The organism is Candidatus Margulisiibacteriota bacterium (genome assembly GCA_003242895.1).
Taxonomy (GTDB): domain Bacteria; phylum Margulisbacteria; class Riflemargulisbacteria; order GWF2-39-127; family GWF2-39-127; genus GWF2-39-127.
Genome location: QKMY01000068.1, coordinates 1 through 26,066 on the forward strand (window position 1 = coordinate 1; position 26,066 = coordinate 26,066).

Sequence of the window (26,066 nt, forward strand, 5' to 3'; positions counted from 1 at the left end):
ACCTCACGATGGACACCCTTGTCTTGAGCTAATGGTTGGCACTATCAACCCCCATATCGGACTTTCACCGACTAGAAAGCGCCCATGCTGGGCGCACATATAATAGAAAGGACCGTTCGCGAACGGTCCCTACAAGAATTATCCAGGTTTATATCTTTTTCTCTATCTCTTTATTGATAGATTCTATTTTTTTGATAGCTTCATAGGCTTCTTTCGAATAAGGAGAATCTTTATATATCTTTACAATTCTCTGATTGAGCAAAAGCTGATTTATAAGATCTTTATTCTTTGCATAGATTGGGATTAAATCATTAATTGCCGGCAACTCCAGGATAGTCTCTTTATATTGAGAAAAAATATCCGAAAGCTCGTTACCCTTAGTTGAGGTCCCTAACAGGAACTTCATATGCAATTTTCTCAAACGGACAGCGGAGATAATACTATCGAATGGAAAATCTTTCATCACTTCGTCATACCAGTATTGAGCATCTGTCATACCCTGTTTAAATTCTTGAGTCCCTTTTATCGATTCTATACCTTTTTTTAAATACTCTTCTGCTATCGAAAATGGCTCCATCACTTTCCTCTTAATTGGTGACGATAACGCAGTTTGCTCTTTTTCATAAAACATCCATATGCCTTTTGTGACAGGCATTCGCTTATAACCTTCTTCGGTCCAGATATGGTCAGTAAAACTTTCGATACAGGCGCCTTTGATCGACAAAGCAGGATTTTCATTTTTCCACGTCCCTACTCGATCTTGCAATTGAGCGCCAGCTCCTTCAACAAAAACAATCCCGTCACTCACATTAAAAATATAGTTAGCAGTCGATACCTGTGCTAGAGAAGCGGGCATATTATCCACAAAAAAAAGCCACATTCCTTTCGGGATCTGTTTTCGTATATAGCCGTCATCAGTCCATACCTGATCAGTAGTAACTTCTATTCCGGCGGCGGTTATACTACTATCCGGATGTGTTTTTTTCCACTTGTTTATGTTATCCTGTAAAGTCAAACCCGATCCTTTAACGAAAACTATACCCGGAGCACTAAAAGCAATCTCACTATTCTTACTTTCCAAATCTTTGCTACCCTTAAAGACATTATGTTCATCAACATAATAAAACAAATGAATTCCCCAGGTAAAAACTTCTTGCTGGAGCCCATCTTCTGTCGGCATTTGATCTATACCATTTTCGACACTCACATTATTTACAATAGCCGATGGATTGCGATCGCGCCATTCCCTAACCTTATCGATTAATTGATCTCCACGCCCCTCTAAATAAACCGTTTCTGCCGCGCTCACTATAGATATCGACAAAAATATAAACGTTAATAGAGAAACCGTTATGAGTCTTTTCATATTATCCATTTTTTCCGCCTCCTATATACGTATTATCAGATACTCATATTCTGCCCCAACAACTCGCATGGAGCTTTTTTTACGGATTATCGCCTGATCAAAATTTTTCCCCGGGAAAACACTGTTCGTTTTCCATTTAGCCTGCTAACAATATGGTAGAGATAAACCCCATTGCCCATCCGCTCTCCGCTGTCAGTTTTACCATCCCACGCTACTACATTATATCCTGCATGCGCGCCCTCTTCTCCCGGTGCAAATATGCGTTCCCATATTTTATCTGCCGCATTGTTATAAATAACAAGAGTGATATCCATACTTTCATTTAGTGAATAGGTAATATTCGTTTTTTCTATGTTTGGATTAAACGGATTAGGATAATTAATCGTACCGTTTATCCTGTTGCTCCCGCTTACGACATTCAAACTCGAGATCTTAACTTCTATTGCTCGTGTCGAAAGATCTTTAACACTAATCGTCAGGTCATAAAAACCTGGAGTCAACGATACCGGCTGGATGAAGGTCATCACATTCGTAGCTGCATCATAGGTCAGCGCATTGTTTGTCAGGGTATAACTATTCGTTACCATTCTTGTCTCGTCATAAAGTGTCAATGTGATGCTTGTAATATCCACACCGGTTCCGGAATCAGATATTTTCGCTGTAACCTTGGGTTGCTTTGACATAATATCACCCTTTATTACATCTTTAGAATTATCTATTCTTACATCGGTAATCGTAGGATCATACGTGTCATATATTATTGTTCGGCTCAAAACATTCACATTGCCAGCACGGTCAATCGCTAGAAGTTGAAACCATAAAGACGGGTCAGGACCTGAAAATGGTAAGGTATAGGATCCATCTACACCAGCATTTACTTTTCCGATCAACTCCTGTTTCAACCCAATAATCTTCCAAAGCTCAACGATTGTTCCAGGAGCAGCAATCCCGCTTAAGCTGCTTGTCCTTGTTGTTAATACTACAAACTGATTGCTATCAATTGACTTTCCATTAAGCGAAACATTCCCCAAAACCGGAGGCGTCGTGTTAGGATTCCTTGGATCTGTATAATTTTTGCATTCGTCGATATTCTTAACACCATCACCGTCCGAATCCTCATCTGCATCAATAGGATTATTAAGAGTAAATCCGTAAATCCGCTCATAATCATCACTCATGCCATCATTATCGGTATCAATATTATTATTGGAATTAGTCCCACTTAAGTATTCCAGCCAATTAGGGACCCCATCGTGATCTTTGTCAGAAAAATAACTGCCATCACTCGGATCATGAGTATCCAGCCCAGCGGCTGTTTCCCATGGATCCGGACTTCCATCTTCATCGCTATCATTCGGATACGTACCTGCCAAAAATTCTTGAAGGTTTGTTTTGCCATCACCATCAAGATCTCCAGCTCCATCGCTTATATAAGGATTCAAGCCATACGTTTTCTCCCAATCATCTGCCATTCCGTCGCCATCGGAAGCTCTTGTCTCTCTCGGATTAGTTCCCCTGTAATACTCTATAATATTCGGGACGTGATCTCCATCAGGATCAGCATAAGCATCTGAAAGATTATTCAGAACAAACCCGTATTTTTGTTCATAAGAATCCGGCATCCCGTCATGATCTGAATCAGAAAGCAATCGATTATTAATCCCCGGATTTGTACTGGCATTAAATTCCGAAATATTGTTCAAACCATCGTAATCATAATCTTTCGTAGCATCTATAGGATCAAGAGGACTAAATCCATAGCTAAGCTCCCAATCATTTGGGACACCGTCATGATCAGTATCATTAGTAAGCAAATAACTCATAGTAGGACTAAACTCTGACCAGTAACTCTCATTACCAGCACCGTCTCTAATTTTTAACTGGGCGAAATATGTATTTCCGTCCACTCCGGAAAAAGAAAATGAGTTAGCAGACCCCACTGACCCCTCAAAAAGCGCACCGACTACACTCTGCCCCCATATGCGCAGAATGTAGTCGGTAATTCCACTTCCATGATAATTATCAGTGACCGTCTGCCAACTGAATCTTCCGGGATTACTGAATACGTATTTATCTTCAATAACTGGTGCCGGCATGTTTTTTGTAACATCATCATCCATTTTATACGTGAAGGTAGCCATATTGCTCCATATTTTCGTTCCGTTCAAGAGCATGTCCTTTAGCATTTTAATCTTAAAATAATAAATCTCGTTAGTAAGCTGCCCGGGATCATAGAAATTACTTAAAGTATCAATAGACTCCTCAGGTATTACCGAATTATCCGTTGAAAAGGAATAAGTATAGCCGGAATTTTGAGAAGCATTTATCCAGTAAAAATATGGCTGCGAATTTCTAGTCCAGGAATTGTTGGCGATAACACGATAGTCATCAAAACCCACACGGGCCCTCACATCCAGTGTCGGGTTCAAATAAACGTATATTCCATCGGAATTTCCTGACCAATCGCTTCTGTTACCGGCGATATCTACAGATCTTACCTTAAAGTAATACTTATTTTCATCTTTTCCGGAAAAAAAATACGAATTGCCAGTAGCGATATTTAAGCTGGCAACATCTGCCATACCGGGTTGCGATCCGATTTGCACTTCATAGCAACTTAACCCGGACGGACCGTAATCGATGGCGGCATCCCAGTTAATCGGAATGAGGTTCTTAGTAATAACAGAACCTGTATCATTTGGGGTTCCCGGTACACCCGGAAGCAGATTGTCAAACTTGATTGCAAATGACAGGCTGTTCCCCCATACTCCGTTAAGGTCCCGAAGCTTTATCTTGAAATAGTAGACTCCGGCATTTAACGTCGGTATCTGATATCCGCTTATATCTGCTGCCAAATCCACGATGTTATCAGGCACTCCGGCTGAATTCGTCGTTACGATAAAGCTGAAACCGCTATTATCAATCGATGCGTTCCAATACATATAGGGAGTAGAATGATCAATCCAATAATTATCAGTAATACCCAGAGTATCCTCAGCATCATATTGAGCTTTTAACGAATATATCTCCGATACACTTGCATTAAGTGTTAACATTACACTATCCGGACCACCATAACTAATATTGTCAAACCCCTTATAGCATTCTCCGTCATAGACATTTCCGGTAGTTACAAGGGATATCAGGCAAAGCCCTGTCGTATTAGCTGAAACCGGAAAGGCCGGCGGCCTTATTGTTACAATAAAGCAGTAAGATCCGCCAATTGCCAGATTAAGGGAAACCGGAACCGAAATATTGTCGGTAATCGAACGAATTCCATCCTTATTGTTATCTATAACCAGTTCAACACTCCAGCTTGGAGTAATGGATACAATTGATGGCAACAAGGTCATTGTTTTGTTTCCATTATTCGTCACCCGATATGGGAAATCATGTTTGTCCGTCGTCTTAAATAAAATACTGGGTTGCTGGGTAGGCACAATAGTCATGCCACTTATTTCGTTTACTGACAGTGTGGTCTGAGAACTTACGACAAGAAGTTGTGCCTTTTTTATATATGTTATCTGCGCATTATTAGTTATCACGATGCCTGGTGCAGTAATAGAATGAGCCACAGCATTCATACTAAAAATAAATACGAGAAAAATCCATATATTAACGATTATTTTCATTAATAATATGTCCTTTACTTAATCACTACCGTATAATTTATTGTACCGGATACATTGCCCGCAATGGGAGAAAGAGCGATTCTCAGTCGTGCAATATTCGGGTCCATTTTGTTGCCTCCAGCTTGTGAAAGCGGAGTATAATTATATACTGCAGGGTCACTTATTGCAGAATAACTAAAGGTAACCCTTACACCCGCATCAGAACAGATATTTGCGGTACTCCCGAGGCGAAATTCCGTATTAATTGTTGGTATGATATCTGTAAACACTACATTGTTAGCAGCTCCATTACCAACATTCTTGTATTTGATATTAAAGGTTACCGTCGCTCCAGGTACCGGAGAATTACCACTATCCCAACTGTGCCCAACCGTATAATTCTTGCTGACAAGAAGAATCGGAAGCTTTAACCAGGTGTTAATCAATTGTTTATAATCTACATATCCGCCATAAACATTCCCATTATACCCGGTATAATAGGTAGGCTGTGTGGTTTTTCCCTCAATCTCAAAATTAACATCCATCGTTACAAATGTGTTAATTGTTGCGGTGGAAAGGGCGTTCACGGTGACGTAAAAGTTAGCCGATGCCCCGCTATTTAACACAAATTGCTGGCTCAGGGCCTCAATAGTAAAATCTCCATTTACTGAAACATTTTCAGTCACCAACAGAAAGTTTTCGGAGACTGAATTGCCGACATTTCTTATGGTATAGCAATAGATAATCGAATGATTAGATTCTATACCATTATTTGAAGGGGTATTAAAAAGGATATCATAGCCGTAAATTGCCTGGACAATTTGATCGGAAACGGAGGCCGTAGCAATTTTCTGCGTTATCCTTTGTCCTGAATTAAAGTTGGCAGTAACGATATATCCGGCTACTGCAGTCCCAGCAGATGTACCAACAGTGGATCCTAACTGATATGCGGCATTCGCACCAAAAATGAGAATATTTAACAGAAAACAGGTTAATAAAAAAGTTTTTATCATCTGTTTTTTCCCCTTCTCTATTTAATTATAAGATTATAAGTAATATTACCGGTAGAATTTGCAGGAATAGTATTATATTGAACCCGGATCTTTGCAGCATTGTAGGCGGGCGTTAAATTCCATACATTATTCCAAAAATACGATAGTATCGGTGCCGACGCCTGACTACTGTAAACAACAGCATTTCCAGTTAACGTCGTGTTTAAGGTTGGCAATATATCGATTATCTCTACGTTCTTAGCGTACAGACTTCCTGTATTTCCCCAGTCTAACCTATAGGTCAGTTTCGCTCCCGGAACCACTGCGGGCAAAGATCCGGTATAGCCTGCAGGCACATTGACCGTCACGGTCTTGGTAAGATTGACTATAGCAATCAAAACCGTAGCGGTCACAACTTGAGATTGATTGCCAAACCCGCCATAAACGAACCCATTGTCTCCAGTATACGGAACCGCGGTAAGATCGGAATCACACTTAATATTGAGAGAAACAGAGACATAGGCACCAGGAGTTACTTGCGCACTTGAAGTTATAACCAGATCAAACACGGGCGATGCAGTATCCGGAGATAGCATAATGCTGGTTGTGGAAACAGTTATATTCCATGACGTGCTATCACTTAAATAATATTTTGCCGAATAGGTAACGGAGAAAACATCCGAATGATTACCTACATTCATTATCTGGTATGAGAAGGTTGATACCTCTCCGGGCTCAATCCCCATAGTAGGCACATCTGCCCAGCTAGGATTATATCCATAGATTGCATTAACCGTTATAACCGAAACATTGTCGGTTGCCGTTTTTTGGGTACCTGAATCCGTTTGATATTCAAGTGTTACTTCCGAGCCAAGGATTTCATTATCAGCGGCAGTACCACTTCTCGAATCGAGCTGAAACGCAGCATTCGCAACCGATGACAGAGAGAGGATACCTATTGCCAGGAGAATATAGAGCCTATTTTTCATACTCCTTTTCCTTTCGAACATTTATTATTTTGCATAAACATTTACTTTACAGGTTAACTTCGATTTAAAGTCCTGGTCCGGGACACTGATTCGAAGCACCCAAGTCAAAACACCTTTATTTCAAAAAGCGAAACAAAATCACAATTATCTTGTTTGTCGTAATACGGGCTATTCTGTGGAACCTGGACCTTAATGTATCTTGCACCCTTAGGAGGAAATTTGTGGCTATACACATACATTGGGGCTCCGGTCGTTGTAAATATTCCATCTCCGGCATTAAGGCCCGTACCAATAGCTTCCCAATTTTTGTTATCTAAACTCACCAGGATATTAAATGATTTCGAATATGATAACGCCCACCAGTAGAGAATAACCTCTGAAATGTTACAGGTTTTTGTAAGGTCCATTGCGATAAACTGATCTTTTTTCGCAACGCTGCCGGATAAAGCCAGCGAGGTAAAGTAATCCATCCCGCCATCAGTTAACCGCTCGATTGCCGGGATAGTTTTGCTTACAAATTTGTCTTCCGGCAAATGAGTGAATGTACCAATAACCGGCTTACCGAAAGCAAGATTATTTTTCTGTGTTTTAACGTATATGAATTCAGACTTTTCCGATTTAACTATATCTGTGGAGGATACTTCCACCTGGAAGCGATATTTCGTATCAGGTTTCAGCCCATAGAGAACTCCCGAATGCAGCGTTCGCGGCATGATAAATCGCAGGGGAGCTTCCAGTTTGCCGTCAAAGGTATCTTCTCCGTAAAAGATCTGGCTTTTAGCATCTATATCTGTTTTAAAGCGAATAGATATTTCTCTGTCACTTATACTATAATTAATATCATTTAACGCCAATTTGGGATTTTCTTCTTTAATAATCTCTATTTCTTTAATTTTTATATGTTTACCTTTATTTAATATAGTATCAGAGGGGAAGACCAGAGAAATATACCGGGAATACCGGCTATGTAATTCTATTGTTTGAACAAGGGTATTCTTTTCCTTTTTTCCTTTTGTGCCATCCAACCCGCTGATAACATCATTCTCTACTTTTGATTTACTGAGCCAAAGGGAAAAATTCTTAGCTATTCCTTCATTTGCCCAATAAATTTTTATTTCCTTTATATAGAAAAGGGACTGAAGATCGAAATCAATCTTGATATTTTTGCTTCCAATCTCTTCTGATTCTGCTGAAAATGCTTCATTGCCTTCAGTCTTAATATCGCTTATTACCTTCAAATTATTGAACTGTCCTGTGATTGTTGCACCTGGCGCAATATTTTCGGCACTATAAAGAAAAGTTGCTAACAAAAAAGAAAACATACCTGTTAAAAACATTATTTTATAATATCTCATTACATTTACTCTCCGATCCTAAGATACTTATAATTCATTTGTTATAATTGTAGCATTTTTACCAAACCAAAAACTATTCCCCGGCTACTTGATAATAACAGCATAGGTAGCAGTTCGTTGCTCACCGGCATTCAATACAGCGAAATTACTCCATTTTATTCCAACGATCGGTGCGGTTTCACTTGTATCATAGGCACCAAGGGCCGCGTGCTGATAGGTTCTCAAGCATGATGCCGAAGCTGCTGCTGACCCTACAACGTATACCGTATTAGTCGTCGCAGGGAGCATATCAGTTATCCCGATTCCCTTAACCGGGCCATAGCCATTATTAGTAAAAGTTATCGAATACTGCACCGTTGTCCCGGGAATAGGCTGAGACGAGAGGCCCCCTTTACTAGTAGCGTATTGTTTACTAATTGTTATATTTCCAGCAGAATCTTTATTCGAAGAAGGGCTCTCATTTCCAGCATGATCAACAACAACAACTTGATAATAATTATTTTGAGAGGGGATCACAGAATAATCCTCATAACCAGTGTTGGTGGTATTTCCAATATTATTGGTTATAATCAGCAAATTAGTACCCCTGAATATTTTATAGGTTTCAACGTCACCGGAGAGGGATGCTCCCCACGAAAGAGAAACTCTCGATCCGGGATGCGCTACAGCAACAAGAACCGAGGCCGAAGCCGGAGAAGAAATATCATAGGTAACCCCGGTATTTATAGTCGGGATACTGGTATTCCCCACCAGATCAGAAACAGACATAGAGACGTTATAAATTCCGCCATCAATCAAGCTATCCGAGGTGATCGTGCTGCCATCCCCGAACAAGTCATTACCAAGAATATTGAAGGTATTTATTCCTGCATGATAGGTTAAATTACTGGTTATCGTATGCGGTGAATTAGGGTCCGAACTGCCGCCGGTACGCGTGAAAGAGAGCTTAACAGCACCAGGAGAGCAGACCTCCGAAAGGCTATATTCAACATAAATGGAAAGCTTAGCATAGCTATTCTTCACAGGATTGTTAAGGGTGACAATCGGTGCAGTAATATCCAGAAGAATGCTCATGGTAACAACACCGCTGGCATTGGCCGCAGCATCCTGAGCATTAATCGTCACCGTATTTGTTCCTTCAGTCAGTCCTTCAATCTTCACCTGCCAGCTCGTAGCAGTTGGATAGGTCGTGGCGTTTATGGTTATCGCGGTACTGCAAAGAAGAGTTATTACTGACGTGTCAGAACTTTTAGTTCCTGATATGAAAATCGTCACGTTGTTTGTGGTGATATTTTGAACATCAAATCCCGGAGTTACCGGAGGGGTAGTATCGAGCTGCAACTCATAGGCACCCAGATCTATGACAAAATCAAAAATTCTTTGGCTGCCTGACAAATCCGTTGTTACATTGCCTGAGTTAGCTTGCCAATTAGTATTTGAACCGGCATTCACAGCCACACTTGTTACTTTTAAATGGAAATCGTTGTTATTATAATTCACAAAATTGTCCGTTCCGAATCCATAGATAAGGTTCGAAGTAACCATAGACGCAGGCAAGGAACTATCGCTAAAGGTACTGTAGCTTATTGTGCAGGTATTAAAATAGCTGCCGGTACCACCGTCAAAACCATCGGCAAAAATGGTATTATATGCTTCCAGTTCACCTCCAATACCAGCAGCGGCAGAATTATCATAATAAACTTCCGGGGTATTCTTCGCTAAGGTACAATTAATGAGCTTATTATCTCCGGCAAAAAAAGCACCGCCGCTTAAGGTAGCGTTATTACTAATGACCAGGCAGTTAATAAGCTCGTTGTTCCCTTCATAAAAACCACCGCCACTCACCGCCAGGTTATTTTGAAAAAGACTATTTTTAAAAACGTTAACCCCTGAGTTGAAAGCGCCGCCATAATCAGCGGTATTATTTTTGACAATAGAGCCTATCAAATTAATTCTTGAGGCATTACCTCCCCCGTAAACAGCTCCGCCCAAATAAGCTGCATTACCACTAAGAACAGAGGCATTGATTGTAAGTAGCTGACTACTACTATTGACACCTATATATATCGCTCCTCCGGCATTATCCCCTGAATTAATAACGCTTACCTGTCCATTCATTAAAGTAAGGTTATCGAGCACCCATCTAATAGCATGCTGCTGTAAAATATTTCGAGTGATTCCTTGTGCATTAAGAATCACGTTTACACTTGTTCCGGCATTAGGAGATCCCATGAGGCTAATATCCTGAATATCAGGCCATATCAACCCACGATTTCCCTCTCCAGCATGTACTCCCGGATAAATGTAAATATGATTCCCCGTGGCGGCAGCATTAAGTGCTTGCTGTAAGGTCACATATTCACGGCTTGTCTCGAATATTTTGCAGATGCTATTAAGTATTTCAATATTCCGGGTAATGTAACTACTACTATTTCCAGATACATCTACAGCATTTACGGAAATAACGTTATCGCCTAATATAAGGCCATTGATGGTTACAATCCAGCTTGTATTGGTTGGGTACTCAACGGCGGTAATAGCTACAGCTGAGTTGCAGGTAATATTAACGGTAGAGATATCCACTGTCTTAGTTCCGGAAATTACCTGATCCGTATTGTTCGTTGGTGTATCAAGATAATTTATTAGCGGGACTGCGACAACGATACTAATCGTGCAAGGAATATTGCTGGTAATGCCAGCACAATATGCCTCAATGACTGTTGTAGTTACAAAAGCTGGTGCCAGAAACAGAAAGTTGGCAGTTCCATGAATATCTGTCGTCACGGTTTCCGACTGGAAATTTCCGCTGCCAATGAGGATATTGGCAGTAACAGATATCCCGGCAATTCCTGACCCGTCAGTATCAATAACCTGAACATGAACAGCGCTTGTGCCACCCTTACTAACAATTAGCCCGGCTTCAGAAAAATTAACGGTGCTCACAGCCGCGTAACCACACGAAGACCAGGCAACGAAGAAACTTAGAAAAAGAATATAAAAAAAAGAACGATTGATCATTTTTCTCATTATAGTATCCGGTCGGTTCCCGGGGTTAATTCTATTATTTTACAGGTTTTTTTATAATCTATTTTAAATTATAATATTAATTATCGATAAAAGTGCAATAGAAGTAAAATATTTTTCATTACTCCTTTACATCACGCCTCTGCTTATAAAAAATTATTGTTACAACATCCACAAAAATACACGGTAACATTTTTTAATACGAGCTTTTATGGTAAGGTTATTACTATGAAAAAATATATTGTCTGGGGAATATTAATTGTGCTCATCTCCTGTTTAGGTGGATTGGGCGGCTCTTTACTTTCTGATAAACTCCAGCTATCTAATAAATCAAGACCCAAAGTGCACGGCAAACTCGATAATTTCTACTTAAAGCCCAGCGATAATCATTGGACCAGTTACGTCGATAATAACCTGCCGTACATTATTCAGCATGGAGACCTTAATAAAAGGAACATTGCGATTACTTTTGATGACGGGCCACAATATGACAGCACTGAAGCCATTCTCACCATACTCAGAGACTTTCAAATAAAGGCAACTTTCTTTGTGGTTGGCTCGCAAGCAGAGAAATATCCATACCTTCTCAAACAAATGTTCGATGACGGACATGAGATTGGAAACCATACCTTTTCGCATCAACGGCTTACTGATCTCTCAAGGGAAAAGGCTATTCAAGAGTTAGAAAATACGCGAACAGTAATATTTAATCAAACCGGGTTCATTCCCTATTTGTTCCGACCTCCGGGAGGAAAGTTTGATGCAGAAACAATAGAAATAGCCAAAGAGCTTAATTATACAACTGTCCTCTGGACAAATAACTCCGGAGACTGGCAGGCATTATCTTCCAATAAGCTCAGTAAACGAGTAATTGATAATACCTTCCCGGGAACAATAATTCTCATGCATAACTCCGATAGTTCCTCAACATTATCCGCATTGCCAACTATCATTAGAACACTTAAGCGAAGAGGTTTTGCATTCGTAACTGTCAGCCAGCTATATTCTCAACAAAACAATAAATCGCAACCCGTTATGAGAACAAGAACCTCTGATTACTCTTCTGCCCGTCGGCCTATGAACAACATATAAATAGGATCATTTCCGGTTTAAGGTAAACAATTTTCCGGGATGCTGCTTAATACGTCCAATAATCTCTAATTCTAACAAAGCAGCTATAATTTCGGACGATGATAGTCGGGTAGTTTCGACAATACTATCAATACCGGTTGGTACGCCTGAGAGCAATTTAACGATTTTAACCTGGATCTCGTTTAAGGTACCATAATTTAATTCTTTTTCGGGCTGACTAGTTTCTATATTCTCCAAAGAGAATAACGACTGCTGCCTCACAAATGGCTGCTCTTCAAGAATATCTTCAACGGAACTCACGAGCTTAGCCCCTTCTTTTATTAACTTATGCGGTCCTTTGCTGATATCAGAAGTTATATCGCCAGGAACAGCAAAAACCTCTTTCCCCTGGTCCATGGCAAGATATGCCGATATCATTGCACCGCTCTTTATATCGCCTTCAACAATCATTACCCCGTCAGACAACCCTGTCACAATCCGGTTGCGCAGAGGAAAAAACATTCGCCGGGGTTCTATATCCGGCTCATATTCCGATATAACCATACCACTATCAATTATTTCCTCAAAAAGGCCAACATTTGTTCTCGGGTAAATATGATTAAAACCGCCGCCAAGAACAGCGATCGTTTTCCCCTGTCCGTTCAGGGTTGCACGATGGGCACACGTATCAATACCTTCAGCCATACCGCTAATAATCATAATACCTTGACTTACCAACTGCGAGGTCAGATCCATGGTCACTTTCATACCGTAACTACTGCATTTTCTGGTTCCTACAACGGCAATTGAGGGGATCGCGAAATCGAGGTCCTTACCTTGGACATATAATAATGCCGGAGGGTCGTATATATTCTTTAGTTTGGCAGGATATTTCTGATCGAAGTAACTAACGACCCTTATTCCTTCATTGTCCAGCTTCTCAAAGTAATCATAGACTTTGCCGGAATCAAAAAGCTTGAATTGTTCACCAATAAACTCAGGAATGTTGAATTGTTTGAGATATTCCTGGTTATTTTTATCTAAAAAAGAGAGAAAATTGAAATCACGCTCGACAAGCTTCCTGAAAACGTTAATCGTAAAACCTTTTACTTTGAGAAGGATATAAAGAGTATTAGCTAATTGCACTGCGTTTTCCATGACTTATTTCATTTACCTTTTCTCGTGTTTCTTTATCGATAGCAACGATATCTTCCAGTGACGGATTAGGATTATAGGCATGTTTCTCTAACATTAAGGAGATAATCCGGGGAATTTCTAAAAAGCCTATTTTTTCTTGTAGAAATAATTTGACCGCTTCCTCATTTGCCCCGTTCAGGACCGTAGGCGCAGAACCTCCCTGATTACCAGCCTCGTATGCCATTTTTAAGCAAGGAAATGCTTCATAATCCGGTTCATAAAAACTGAGTGCCCTAAGTTTAACAAGATCGACTCGCGGCCAGGAAGATAATAACCGCTCCGGAAATGAAAGCGCGTACTGTATAGGGAGACACATTGACGGCACACCAAGCTGCGCAATTACCGAGCCATCATTATAGGTCACCATTGAGTGGATGATGCTCTCTCTATGGATCACCACATTAATATTGTCATAATCAATACCAAACAACCAGTGCGCTTCAATGACTTCCAATCCTTTATTGATCAGCGTCGCCGAATCTACGGTTATCTTTTTTCCCATATCCCAATTCGGATGGTTCAGGGCATCACAAAGCTTTTTTGATTTAAGCTCTTCTTTTGTCAGTCCAAAAAAGGGACCGCCTGAAGCAGTTAACGTGATTGATTCTACCGACTTGGAATCATTTCCTTGCAGGCATTGCAATATTGCCGCGTGCTCGCTATCAACAGGCACTATGCGGACTCCCTTTTTTCTGGCTCTTTCCATGACAAGGTGGCCCGCTGCTACCAGTATCTCTTTGCTTGCCAAAGCAATATCCTTGCCGGCATCTATTGCACTCACAGTAGGGAGAAGCGCTCTCACACCAACAATTGCCACGAGAACCAATTCAGCATCTGGCAACGCAACTAGCGTTAATAAGCCCTCGTCGCCGCAAAGGACCTTAATCGTGGTCCCGGTTAATTGCTGGCGAAGATAATCCACTTGGTCTCTATCCTGGATACAAATATATTCGGGATTAAACTGTCTTGCTTGCATGAGCAGCAACTTTGCATTAGAACCCGCAGCAAGCCCAACAACGTTAAATTTATCAGGATGATGCGTAACAACTTCCAAAGATTGTGTTCCAATAGAGCCGGTCGAGCCTAAAATTACTATATTTTTCATCGCAGAATCACCATTGTAAGATAATAATAGATTAACGGGGCAATAAAAGACGCGCTGTCCAATCGATCAAGAATGCCTCCGTGCCCGGGAAGTATCCAGCCGGAATCTTTTACTTCATATTTCCGCTTAATCAGTGATTCAAACAAATCTCCAAGCTGTCCAAAAACACCCACAATCATTCCCATGATTATTGCGTGATTCAAACCAAGATAATGAGCGCCTAAAAAGTATGAGGCGATTACTGCGGAAATGAACCCAGCAATACATCCTTCGACAGATTTCTTAGGGCTTATGAATGGAGCAATTTTATGTTTGCCGAATTTTATTCCTACAATATAAGCCATAGTATCACAAGAAGCTATGGTTAAGACAAGGTAGATCAGGTAAGCAAAACCATGGTCCAACCCACGTAGAAGAACAAAGTAAGAATAAAACCAACCAATATAAAGGATACCTCGAATAACCACAAAAAAATTATTTTTGCAGCCTATAACTTTTTTTAAAAAAACTTCGGTAATAAACCCGAAAACCAGTAGAATAGAAATCAATAAGCTTAATTTAGAATTCCAAAAAACCATCGTTTCTTTCATGTACGTCGAAACAACAAAGGCAAGAACGAGTACGTAACCCATTATCTCGTATGGATTTCCTTTTTTATAAGAGGTAATAGAAAAATATTCGTTCGTTGCCAAAATTGCTACCGCAACCATAAGCATTAAAAAAGGAATGATTCCATAAGGAGGAACATCATAGAGGATAAATAAAAACACTATCGGGGCAACTACAAAAATAGTGATGAATCGTTTAAACAAAACCTATAGACCTCCGAATCTCCGTTCTCGCGAATCATACCATGACAAAGCCTTCTGATACTCTTCTTTATCAAAATCAGGCCATAATACCTCAGATATATAGATCTCAGCGTAAGAAAGCTGCCATAGCATAAAATTACTAATCCTGCTCTCCCCGCTCGTTCTTATTAACAGCTCGGGGTCCGGACAATGCTTGGTATATAAATATTTTGAAAATTCTTCAGGAGAAAGATCATTGATATTTAATGTATCATTTCTGACGTTATCAGCGATCTCTTTTACTGCGTCAATGATCTCTTGACGAGAACCATAATTAATCATAACGTTTAGAGTAATTTTTTCATTATCTTTAGTTTTTTCTTCGGATCTCTTGATTTTTTCCTGCAATACAGATGACAGCTCATGAATCCTGCCTAAAAACTTAACACGAACATTATTGTTATGTAAATCTTGAACCTGCCTATCAATCTGTGACTCAAAAAGCTTCATGAGAAATAAAACTTCTTTTTCCGGACGCTTCCAATTTTCAGTTGAAAAAACATAAACTGAGAGCACCTTAACCCCAAATTCAGCAGAAAGTTCTACAGTCCTACGAAGTGCATCTATCCCTTTTTTGTGTCCGGCACTCCGTGGCAATCCCCGCTTGCGAGCCCATCGTCCATTGCCATCCATGATCAGAGCAACGTGTCTAGGTACTGTTTTAATTTCCGGTTTATTCATTGCTTAAAACCATAAGCGCATACTCTGGCTGAGTATGCTTTCGTCAATAAATAGTAAGGGTTTGATAAATCAAACCCCTAATCAATTAATTATTCTTCATTCGATGAAATTTATTCAGCTGAAATAGCACTTACCGGGCATGTATCTGAACAAGCACCACAATCAATACAAGCATCGGTTATTTTGTATGCATTTCCATTCTCCACTATAGCATCCTGAGAACATGAACCTGCACATGAACCACAAGCAATACAAGCATCTTCATCAATTTTATACACTGTATATCCTCCTTTATTAAATCTTTATTAAATCTCTTTTAAGTCTTTTTCTTTGGCAATAAGCATATCCTCAATTTTTTTGATATACTTATCAGTTACTTTTTGAATTTGGTCTTGTGCCCGTTTTTTCTCATCTTCGGAAATATTTTTATCTTTTTCCGGTTTCTTCAATTCATCAAGCGCATCTCTTCTGAGATTTCTAACCGCGACTCTTCCCTCTTCTGCGATTCTTTTAACAACTTTATCGAGTTCTCGTCTTCTTTCCTCGGTAAGGTCGGGAATAATCAACCGAATAATATTACCTTCTGTATTTGGCGTCAAGCCTAAATCTGATTTTTGTATAGCCTTTTCAACACTACTGATTGCTCCTCGATCAAAAACCTGCACCGCCACGATTTTAGGTTCGGGAGCAGATAAATTTGCCAATTGCTGTATTGGCACTTGTGAACCGTAATAATCAACCATTATCCTCTTCAGCAGATCGGGATTCGCTCTTCCTGTCCTAACAGATGAAAAGTTCTTAATTAGAGTTTCAAGGGTTTTCTGCATTCTATCTTCTAACCGTTCAAACATTCTCAAACCTCCTTCTTATTATTGCAAACAATTCTGGTACCAACATTTTCACCTAGAATTGCTTTGCAAATATTTCCCGGATGACTCAAGTTAAAAACAACTATCGGGATATTATTATCCATACTTAAGGCTATTGCGGTTGTATCCATAACCTTAAGTTCCTTATTTAATACATCCATATAGGTCAGTTCTTCAAACTTAACCGCATCTTTATGCTTAACCGGATCTTTATCATACACCCCATCCACTTTTGTGGCCTTAAAAATTGCCTCAGCATCTATCTCCGCAGCTCTGAGTGCCGCCGTAGTGTCCGTTGTAAAATAGGGATTCCCTGTGCCTCCGGCAAAAATAACAACTCTCCCTTTTTCCAGATGACGAATCGCCCTTCTTCTAATAAAAACTTCTGCAACATTTCTCATCTCAATACTCGTCTGTACTCTTGTCATAACCGACTCTTTCTCAAGCGCATCCTGAAGAGCCAAAGCATTCATAACCGTAGCCAGCATTCCTGAATAATCTGCCGTGACCCGGTCCATGCCGTTCACACTAGCCGAAATTCCCCGAAATATATTGCCCCCACCAATAACCACGCCAATCTGGACCTTTAATGCGTGGGCTTTTTTAATTTCATTGGCTATATATCTTACAAATTTTGGGTCAATACCATATTGTCTTTCACCTAAAAGCGCTTCACCGCTCAATTTAAGCAATATTCTATTATATTTGCCGCTTCTCATTGTTCAAACACACTCCTACCTTCAGATTCATTCATGTATTATAGCACTAATTATAATCTATCACTGCAAAGATATTTTGTATAGTAACTGCATCAAATGTAATTATCGGAAAGATAAATTATTTCATTATATATAAGATTAGTGTTGTTTTTGAAAGCAAGATATTTTATAATAAAAACATGGTCACTCTGCTAATCGCTGACGATGAAGGATATATACGAGAAGGAATTATTTGGGTCCTTAAGACGAAGGGCTGCACTGTCTTTGAGGCACAAGACGGAAATGAATGTCTTGATATCCTTAAGAAAGAAAAAGTCGATCTGGTTATTCTCGACTTAAAAATGCCAAATAAAAATGGCTGGCAAACGGCACATGAAATCCGAACTATAAAGGGATATGAGACGATCCCGGTACTCGTGTATAGCGGTCATTTGTATGAAGAGGATAATCCGGAAGATATTTTATTGAAACAAAAAGTTAATGAAATACTTGCAAAACCCCTCGATATAAGTAATCTTATGAAATTAATCGGAAAATACGTAAACCTAAGTGAAGATTATTAATCCTGATAATTCTTTTAAAACTTCCACTGAGAATTTTTTGACAATGAAAAATCGTAGTTCGAATAAATAGCGCGCACCGATATGCGCATGTATTATTTATTCAAACTACGATTTTCTTGATTTATGCAACGATTCTATAATTAGTTCTTAATTGTTTATGAGAACTTTTTTTAACACGTCTATTTCTTCCAGGACCGCTCCGGTCCCATAAGCAACACAGGATAACGGATCGTCGGCAATAAAGACTTTCATATCCGTCTCTTGTGAAAGGTATTTATCAAGCCCGGGAAGTAATGCACCACCCCCAGCCAAGATAATGCCTCTATCCATAATATCTGCAGCTAGCTCCGGTGGTGTCTGTTCTAAGGTTATTCTGACCGCATCTACAATGGTGTTAATTGACTCGTAAAGTGAATCCCTTATTTCCGAACTGGACAGAGTAAAGTTCTTTGGAAGTCCGGTAATAAGATCACGACCTCTAATCTCAATGGTTTTTTCGTCTTTTAACGGATACGCTGAACCTATTGCTATTTTTATTGTCTCAGCAGTTCTCTCGCCAATAAGAAGATTATAATTTTTTCGGCAATGCGCAACGATATTTTCATCCATTTCATCACCAGCTATCCGAATCGACCGGGAAACAACAATACCGCCCAAAGCGATAACTGCAACTTCGGTTGTACCTCCACCAATGTCAACTATCATGCTACCGGTAGGTTCAGAGACCGGTAATCGAGCCCCAATAGCAGCAGCCATCGGTTCTTCCACCAGAAAGGCTTCTTTTGCGCCAGCCTGCATAGCCGCATCCAGAACTGCACGTTTCTCTACTCCAGTAATGCCAGAGGGAACCCCGATCACAATTTTTGGCTTTCCAAAAAGAGATTTAGAACTTACTTTCTGAATAAAATGTCTTAGCATCATTTCTGTTACTTCGAAATCAGCGATAACGCCGTCTCTCATCGGACGAACAGCAATAATATTGCCGGGAGTTCTTCCCAACATTCCCTTCGCTTCTTTCCCGATTGCCAATACACGTTTCGTATTCTTTTCTATAGCCACAACCGAAGGCTCTCTCAAAACTATCCCGACACCTTTTTGGAACACCAGTGTATTAGCGGTTCCCAGGTCGATACCTAAATGCTTCGTCCATCTGTCCGTTAAATATTTATGTAAACTCATTTAAGCCTCCCGATATTTTATGACCCTTTAAATTAATAAACAGGTTTATTTATTTTTTATTCTATTCCCCGATACCTAACTGAATTACATCTCTAAAAACATATTCAACAGGCAAACCAACAACATTAGTATATGAACCTTCTATTTTTTTAACTAAGAGCATTCCTTTTTCTTGTATTGCATAAGCTCCAGCCTTATCAAGGTAATCCCCCGAGGACAGATACCAATCAATAAACTCTTCCGGCATATCAAAAAAAGTTACTTCGGTCTTAACACACCTTGTTATATCTTTATTACTTACCGTATCCCTTACAGTATATGCCGTTAGGACATCATGAACCTTACCGCTTAATAACATTAATTTTTTTTTGGCATCTTCTAATGATTTAGGCTTTGTTAAAACGCTCCCATCACAGATGACCACTGTATCTGCAGCAATAATTATACCTTTATGCCGATTACTCACAACCGCTGCTTTCGCAACAGACAACCTGCATATTTCGTTTTCTATAGGTTTTTCTATGCTGATCGACTCATCAATATCGGCAACAATAATTGTAAATGTTAAGCCGGCTTTTAACAGTAGTTCTTTTCTTCTAGGAGACGCTGAAGCTAATACAATGTTTTTATTCTCTAATATAGAAAGCATCATTCCCCATCGATTTAGCTTTTACGATCATTTTTTTAGCTTGATCATATCTATCAAAAGCCCCTATTTGAACTCTCCACATTGATACACTCTTAATAGTAACATTAGAAATATAAACTTCAAAGCCTTGTTGTTTTAGCTTGCTCTCCAGTATTTTTGCATTCTCCTGCTTACCATAGGAACCGGCAATAACCTTAAATTTATTAGATTTTTCTGATAACGTAGCTATTTCATCTTCCTTTTTCCCATCTTTCGGATTAATTTGAATGCTTTTATCTAATTTCAGCAAAGTAGAAACCGCCAAATCAGCTGTTTTTTCTTCTTTAACTTTTACAGCAATATTCTTCTCAGGTTTCATTGCTGATTTAGCGTGGTCAATATGGACCCTTATTTCGGGTTTATTTGCTGGTTTAATTTCCGGCTTTGTTTCTGTAGTATGGACCGTGATCGCCATCGGCTTTCTGACTGGTCTTGGTGCTATTACCTTGATAGGAGTTGAAATTACTGGCTTTGCAGCAATAACTGGTGAAGGAGTAATAGCAGGCTTAGCAGTTGCGGCAACTTGTACAGGTTTAGCTACAGGTCGAATTACCTGGCTAACTGCTTTTGTTTCCACTTTTTTTGTCGGAGTACTTTGGCTTGCCTGTAATAGCGTTGTTGCAGAAACAGCGACTGAGACAGACGTTGATTTGAGCTCTTGTGATAAGGTATTCGCAATAGTCTGGGTCTGGTCTAAAACATTATTAGTATCCATTTTTTCAATTTCATAGAGAACCTTCTCATCCGGTGTTTCCAAATCAGAAAATTCATCCATTTTTACTTTTTCTTCGTTTATCGTCGGCTGCGATATCGATACGGTAAAAACTTTTTTTCCCAAGATGAAACTTCCCCAGAAAACACCAATGCCTGTAGCAACAATAACGAAGACGATCAATACATTTTTTAATACATTTACTTTGGACTCTTGCTGGTCATTTAGTATGGTATTGATTGTGTTTTCATCTTTGGTATCGTCAAAGTCGATATTTTCATCATAACCTTCTTGTAAATTAGCCACTATTTATCCTCCTGGTTTATCTTCCGAACAATTATTTTATTTTAATTTGCTTTATTTTTGGATTTTCGGTTACTTTATCTAAAACATTTTAGTATCATTTTAGCATATATGTTATTCTTATCAAAGATATTTAGTTCCTATTATTTCTTCCATTCATAACAGTGTTTACAAAAAAAAGAAAACTTAAAATCCCATCTTTTCTATTAACGCTCAACATTAAACATTAATAATATGTTGGTTTTTGAGCAGCGTTTTTATGGCCCCGACAAGGTACAGAGAGCCACAAAGAACAAAGATACCATCATTTACGGTATCGTTAATCCATTCCACCACTTCATCTAGCCTAGTCCCGGAAATGATTTTTCCATGGTAGGACAAAGAACGCAATTCGAGCTCCAGATCTTCGGGCAACCAACAGTTTTCATTCGGTATGGCGACGAAACTTACGCTCTCTATCGTATTATTCTTTAACTGTAGCATCTCGTCTAAAATAGGAAGAGGCTCTTTTCTTTTTAATATACCCACAATAAAATTGATATTTTTTCCTGTATATTTTTTATCGATGGCTGTTAGTAAAGCAGCCATACCCAGCTGATTATGTGCCCCATCGATAATCACATTATCAGCTATTACCTCAAATCTTCCCGGGAACGAAAAACTACTCACAAGGCCAGACAGATCTTCCTCGGTCACAAAAACATTATATTTCGACAAAACATACTTCGCTACTTCAACCGCTAACGAAAAATTCTGGTTTTGGTAAGCAACAGATACGCCAGGAATATTATCCGTTTTTACAATACGCATATCAACATAATTATCCTGAGCAATCCGCTCAAGAACACCTAAAACCTCAACTTCCTGTTCAACAGTAAAAACAGGCTTTCCTTTCTTGATAATCCCTGCTTTCTCCATAGCTATTTGCGTAATTGTGTTACCCAGGATATCTTTGTGATCAAAACCGATAGGAGTTATGACCGCGCATTCCGGGTTAACAATATTTGTAGCATCGAACCGACCGCCAAGCCCTACTTCAAAAATTGCATAATCGACTTTCTCTGATAAAAAGAAAATAAAGGACATAAGCGTTAATACTTCGAATTCCGTCAACTCAAGCCCATTTATTTCTTTTGATTTGCTCATATATGCGATTATCTCAGCAAATTTAGTTTGACATATTTCTTGATTATTTATGAGGAATCGTTCAGTATACTCTTCGAGATGCGGGGATAAATACGTTCCGACTTTAAACCCTTTATTTATCAGCAACGTGGATATAGCCTTCGTCGTTGAACCTTTGCCGTTAGTACCTGCAACTAAGACACTTTTGTACCCATTCTGCGGCGAGCCAAGCAACTGTGAGGCGGCAGTAATCCGTTCTAAGCCTGGCTTAATACCAAAATGCTTTCTATTATTCAAAAAAAGGCAGGCTTGTTTATAGTTCATTATAAATTCTAACTTAATATCGTAAGCTGTTTTTCCAGTCTCATATATTGTTCTTTGTAAGTTGCTAATTTCTCCTGCTCTACCAGAACAACCTCTGCAGGGGCTTTATCAACAAAACTCTGATTATTAAGTTTCCCTTCCAAACGGGCGATCTCCTGCTTAATTGATTTATTTTTTTTCTGCAATCGGTCTTTTTCATTCTCTATATTAACGACTCCCTGAGCTTTAATATAGATATCGATCCCACTCGCGGATGTATACAGTAATTTTTGTTTTTCTCCTGACTTATCTGTATAGTTCAATTGAGCCAGTTCAGAGATATAAAGCTGCTGTGCCTCTAATAGTTTCTGCTTATTTTCGTCTTCTACAGAAAAAAAAGTGGCCAGTTTAATTCCTGGAGCGATGCCGGAATCAGCTCTCAGATTTCTAATACTATGGATAACTGAAAATACGATTTCCGCACTATTCTCAACCTCATCGTTAATTAGTTGCCGATTAGCTTCAGGCCATTGATGAATAATTAACGGCTTATCGGTGCCACCTGTTTTTTCGTTAATTATTTTCCATATAACTTCGGTAATAAATGGCATGAAAGGATGAAGAAGAGAAAGTGAACCTTTCAATACTTCCAGGACAATATGCATCGATTCATTTTTTCGTCGCTTACTAAATTCGATATACCAGTCACAAAAATCATTCCAGATAAATTGATACAGTGTCGAACAGGCCATTCCATATTCAAAATTTTCCAATAGCTCGGTTGCCTTCTCAACAGTTCTGTTATATCTGCTCAAAATCCACTTATCAGCCAAATCAAAGGTAGCCGGATCGAGCCCAGCCGGGACTTCTTCAAGCGACATAACAACGTAACGGCTGACATTCCATATTTTGTTGGCAAAGTTCCTACTCGACGCGATTTTATCAGTTGATAGCTTGATGTCCTGGCCTCCGGAAGTAGTAAGATGTGCCAGCGCAAATCGTAAGGCATCAGTTCCATACTCATCCATAACAACCAGCGGATCAATTGCGTTCCCCGTTGATTTGGACATTTTTTTCCCATGAGCATCTCTTACTAATCCATGTACTATAACTTTACTGAAAGGAATATTGTTCATGAACTTAAGGCCCATAACTATCATTCTGCTTACCCAGAACGTAATAATATCGTAGCCGGTTACCAATACGCTGGTAGGATAAAACGTTGCTAAATCACTGGTCTGATCAGGCCATCCCAGTGTGGAAAACGGCCAAAGGGCTGATGAGAACCAGGTATCCAGCACATCGGGGTCCTGGTGGATATTATGGCTTCCACAGTCGCATTCCTTCGGGTCTTCCGTTTCACAAATAACTTTATTACAATCTTCACAATACCATACCGGAATACGATGTCCCCACCATATCTGCCGGCTTATACACCAATCCCGGATATTTTCCATCCAATCGAAATATAATTTATCCCATCTTGCAGGAAGCAGCGCAACCTTACCGGACCGGACCGCGTCGATTGCAGGAGCGGCTAAATTCTTCATAGCTACGAACCATTGTTTTGAAAGATACGGCTCAACGATAGTATGACATCGATAACAATGTCCAACAGAATAAAAATGCTCTTTTACTGAGATAAGATATCCATTTTCTTCCAGATCCTGGACAAGCTGTTTTCGACAAACAAAACGGTCAAGGCCTTGGTACTGTTTGGGCACATTCTCATTCATAATCGCTGATTCATCCATAACTTTGATGAATTCCAGATTATGGCGCTTTCCTATCTCGTAATCGTTCGGGTCATGGGCAGGAGTTACCTTAACGGCACCTGTACCAAATTCGGGATCAACATGGTCATCTGCAATTATCGGGACCTCCCTTCCGCTAAAAGGAATAATAACCATTTTTCCTAAGATACTGCGATATCTTTCATCTTTCGGATTAACAGCAATGGCAGTATCGCCAAACATCGTCTCCGGCCTTGTCGTTGCGATTTCTATATAGCCGTTCCCATCAGCAAACGGATACTTAATATGCCAGAAGCTACCGGTCAAATCTTCATGCTCAACTTCTACATCAGAAAGTGCAGTATGGCATCGCGGACACCAGTTGATAATATAATTGCCCTGGTAAATCAGGCCTTCTTTATATAATGAAACAAATACTTTGCGAACGGCCTTTGAACAGCCGTCATCCATAGTAAAACGCTCATGGTGCCAGTCAACTGAACAGCCAAGTTTACGAAGCTGGGTAGTAATTCTATTTCCATATTCTGCTTTCCAGGACCAGACTTTTTCAACAAACTTTTCACGACCGAGATCATGTCGGGTAGTATGTTCTTTTAATAATTGTTTTTCTACCACATTCTGAGTTGCAATCCCCGCATGGTCAGTACCAGGAATCCAAAGGGCGTTAAAGCCCTTCATCCGCTTATATCGAATGAGGACATCCTGGAGTGTGTTGTTAAGTGCGTGCCCGACGTGAAGTGCCCCGGTAACATTAGGCGGTGGAATAACAATGCAAAAAGGATCACCGGTCCCCCTGGGAGCAAAGCAGTTATTGTCTTCCCATAATTTATAGATTGTTGATTCGTATTCTTGCGGATTATAAGTTTTTTCCATTACAATTCTTTCCCATGTTTGATAGGTAACCATATTTATTTATTGAAAAATTATACCATATCGCCTGGAATAGATGAAGCCGAGGTGCAAAAACTTCAGGGCACATAAAGAAAAATTAACTTTTTTGCAAAAACTTGATATTAAGCTGGCCAATAATACGTGATAATTCTCTATTAATCTCTATATCTGCGGTTTTTAAGTATGTTTCGTTATCTATACGATCGGCTGGAGAGGTAATATCCTTGTTGTGGTTAACCTGTTCAAAATGTTTATTTACCTGTTCTTCCAGATCGAGATTGAGGACCTTCGATAAATATTCTAAATATGCCATATGCACCCTTCTTATCAATATTTCCAGAATGACCGGCTTACCGATAAAGTCATAGGCACCATTTTTCATGGCCGCTTCGACGGTTTCATTGTCATCCTGGCCTGATATCATAATAACCTGGGTTTTGGGATTGATAACAGAAATCTCATTAAGCACATCTAACCCTGAAATACCGGGCATAAAGATATCCAAAAGGACTACCGGATTATGGCTCACCCGAAAGGTCTCAAGCGCTTCTTTTCCATTATGTTTATATTCAACCTTATAGCCATGAGTACTGAGGAACGCAGCCATATTCTTCGCAAAAAACACATCATCGTCAACAATTAACAAATCTTTGTTATTAATCATCTTTTTCATTATAATATCCTTTAATTTACGAGATACCTACGTTAACATACGAAG

At 39.5% G+C, this 26,066-nt stretch carries 21 protein-coding genes; 2 read left to right on the top strand and 19 right to left on the bottom strand.

All coding sequences use genetic code 11. The annotated features are described in order from the left end of the window. Positions 1–148: 148 nt before the first annotated feature. From DKM50_13035 to DKM50_13060, 6 genes are all read right to left on the bottom strand, one after another. Entirely contained in the window at positions 149–1,375 is a 1,227-nt protein-coding gene (locus DKM50_13035; protein PZM77325.1) for a hypothetical protein, read from the bottom strand. Between the two features lie 77 nt (positions 1,376–1,452). After that, complete coding sequence (locus tag DKM50_13040) at positions 1,453–4,998, bottom strand: hypothetical protein (GenBank protein PZM77326.1); 3,546 nt, start codon at positions 4,996–4,998, stop codon at positions 1,453–1,455. A gap of 14 nt (positions 4,999–5,012) precedes the next feature. After that, positions 5,013–5,990: a hypothetical protein gene (locus tag DKM50_13045; protein ID PZM77327.1), complete on the bottom strand. Its 978-nt coding sequence runs from the start codon at positions 5,988–5,990 to the stop codon at positions 5,013–5,015. Between the two features lie 17 nt (positions 5,991–6,007). Further along, entirely contained in the window at positions 6,008–6,979 is a 972-nt protein-coding gene (locus DKM50_13050) for a hypothetical protein (GenBank protein PZM77328.1), read from the bottom strand. An 83-nt stretch (positions 6,980–7,062) separates the two neighbouring features. After that, positions 7,063–8,313 (bottom strand): hypothetical protein, encoded by a 1,251-nt coding sequence (locus DKM50_13055; protein PZM77329.1) that lies wholly within the window; start codon positions 8,311–8,313, stop codon positions 7,063–7,065. A gap of 84 nt (positions 8,314–8,397) precedes the next feature. Next, the gene (locus DKM50_13060) at positions 8,398–11,340 is read right to left on the bottom strand and encodes a hypothetical protein (GenBank protein PZM77330.1); all 2,943 of its coding nucleotides are present in this window, start codon (positions 11,338–11,340) and stop codon (positions 8,398–8,400) included. A 225-nt stretch (positions 11,341–11,565) separates the two neighbouring features. On the opposite strand from DKM50_13060, the gene DKM50_13065 reads away from it, so the two are divergent. Beyond that, entirely contained in the window at positions 11,566–12,429 is an 864-nt protein-coding gene (locus DKM50_13065; GenBank protein PZM77331.1) for a chitooligosaccharide deacetylase, read from the top strand. Between the two features lie 6 nt (positions 12,430–12,435). Here the strand turns inward: DKM50_13065 and dprA are convergent, their stop codons facing one another. The 7 genes from dprA to DKM50_13100 form a co-directional block, all read right to left on the bottom strand. Continuing rightward, on the bottom strand, positions 12,436–13,566 hold the full coding sequence (dprA, locus tag DKM50_13070; GenBank protein ID PZM77332.1) for a DNA-protecting protein DprA: 1,131 nt from the start codon (positions 13,564–13,566) through the stop codon (positions 12,436–12,438). After that, entirely contained in the window at positions 13,541–14,710 is a 1,170-nt protein-coding gene (locus tag DKM50_13075; protein PZM77333.1) for a 1-deoxy-D-xylulose-5-phosphate reductoisomerase, read from the bottom strand. Before DKM50_13075 ends, dprA begins: the two co-directional genes overlap by 26 nt. Beyond that, positions 14,707–15,522, bottom strand: a complete 816-nt coding sequence (locus DKM50_13080; GenBank protein ID PZM77334.1) for a hypothetical protein — start codon at positions 15,520–15,522, stop codon at positions 14,707–14,709. Before DKM50_13080 ends, DKM50_13075 begins: the two co-directional genes overlap by 4 nt. Positions 15,523–15,525: 3 nt before the next feature. Beyond that, the gene (locus DKM50_13085; GenBank protein PZM77335.1) at positions 15,526–16,242 is read right to left on the bottom strand and encodes an isoprenyl transferase; all 717 of its coding nucleotides are present in this window, start codon (positions 16,240–16,242) and stop codon (positions 15,526–15,528) included. A 110-nt stretch (positions 16,243–16,352) separates the two neighbouring features. Further along, positions 16,353–16,520, bottom strand: a complete 168-nt coding sequence (locus DKM50_13090; GenBank protein PZM77336.1) for a ferredoxin — start codon at positions 16,518–16,520, stop codon at positions 16,353–16,355. A gap of 27 nt (positions 16,521–16,547) precedes the next feature. Beyond that, complete coding sequence (locus DKM50_13095; protein ID PZM77337.1) at positions 16,548–17,093, bottom strand: ribosome recycling factor; 546 nt, start codon at positions 17,091–17,093, stop codon at positions 16,548–16,550. Between the two features lie 2 nt (positions 17,094–17,095). Beyond that, positions 17,096–17,830, bottom strand: coding sequence for a UMP kinase (locus DKM50_13100; protein ID PZM77338.1), 735 nt, complete (start codon positions 17,828–17,830; stop codon positions 17,096–17,098). 179 nt (positions 17,831–18,009) lie between these two features. Here DKM50_13100 and DKM50_13105 point away from each other — a divergent pair, with 179 nt between their 5' ends. Beyond that, on the top strand, positions 18,010–18,393 hold the full coding sequence (locus DKM50_13105; protein PZM77339.1) for a hypothetical protein: 384 nt from the start codon (positions 18,010–18,012) through the stop codon (positions 18,391–18,393). A gap of 147 nt (positions 18,394–18,540) precedes the next feature. On the opposite strand, the gene DKM50_13110 is transcribed toward DKM50_13105, so the two are convergent. From DKM50_13110 to DKM50_13135, 6 genes are all read right to left on the bottom strand, one after another. After that, the gene (locus DKM50_13110) at positions 18,541–19,572 is read right to left on the bottom strand and encodes a rod shape-determining protein (GenBank protein PZM77340.1); all 1,032 of its coding nucleotides are present in this window, start codon (positions 19,570–19,572) and stop codon (positions 18,541–18,543) included. Between the two features lie 61 nt (positions 19,573–19,633). Continuing rightward, positions 19,634–20,224: a septum formation protein Maf gene (gene maf, locus DKM50_13115; GenBank protein PZM77341.1), complete on the bottom strand. Its 591-nt coding sequence runs from the start codon at positions 20,222–20,224 to the stop codon at positions 19,634–19,636. Beyond that, complete coding sequence (locus DKM50_13120; GenBank protein ID PZM77342.1) at positions 20,199–21,278, bottom strand: hypothetical protein; 1,080 nt, start codon at positions 21,276–21,278, stop codon at positions 20,199–20,201. The genes maf and DKM50_13120 overlap by 26 nt, the downstream gene beginning before the upstream one ends. 216 nt (positions 21,279–21,494) lie before the next feature. Further along, the gene (locus DKM50_13125; protein PZM77343.1) at positions 21,495–22,724 is read right to left on the bottom strand and encodes a hypothetical protein; all 1,230 of its coding nucleotides are present in this window, start codon (positions 22,722–22,724) and stop codon (positions 21,495–21,497) included. 8 nt (positions 22,725–22,732) lie between these two features. After that, on the bottom strand, positions 22,733–25,330 hold the full coding sequence (locus DKM50_13130) for a valine--tRNA ligase (GenBank protein ID PZM77344.1): 2,598 nt from the start codon (positions 25,328–25,330) through the stop codon (positions 22,733–22,735). Between the two features lie 115 nt (positions 25,331–25,445). Then, a complete protein-coding gene (locus DKM50_13135; protein ID PZM77345.1) occupies positions 25,446–26,021 on the bottom strand; it encodes a hypothetical protein in 576 nt (191 codons plus the stop codon). Positions 26,022–26,066 lie beyond the last annotated feature (45 nt).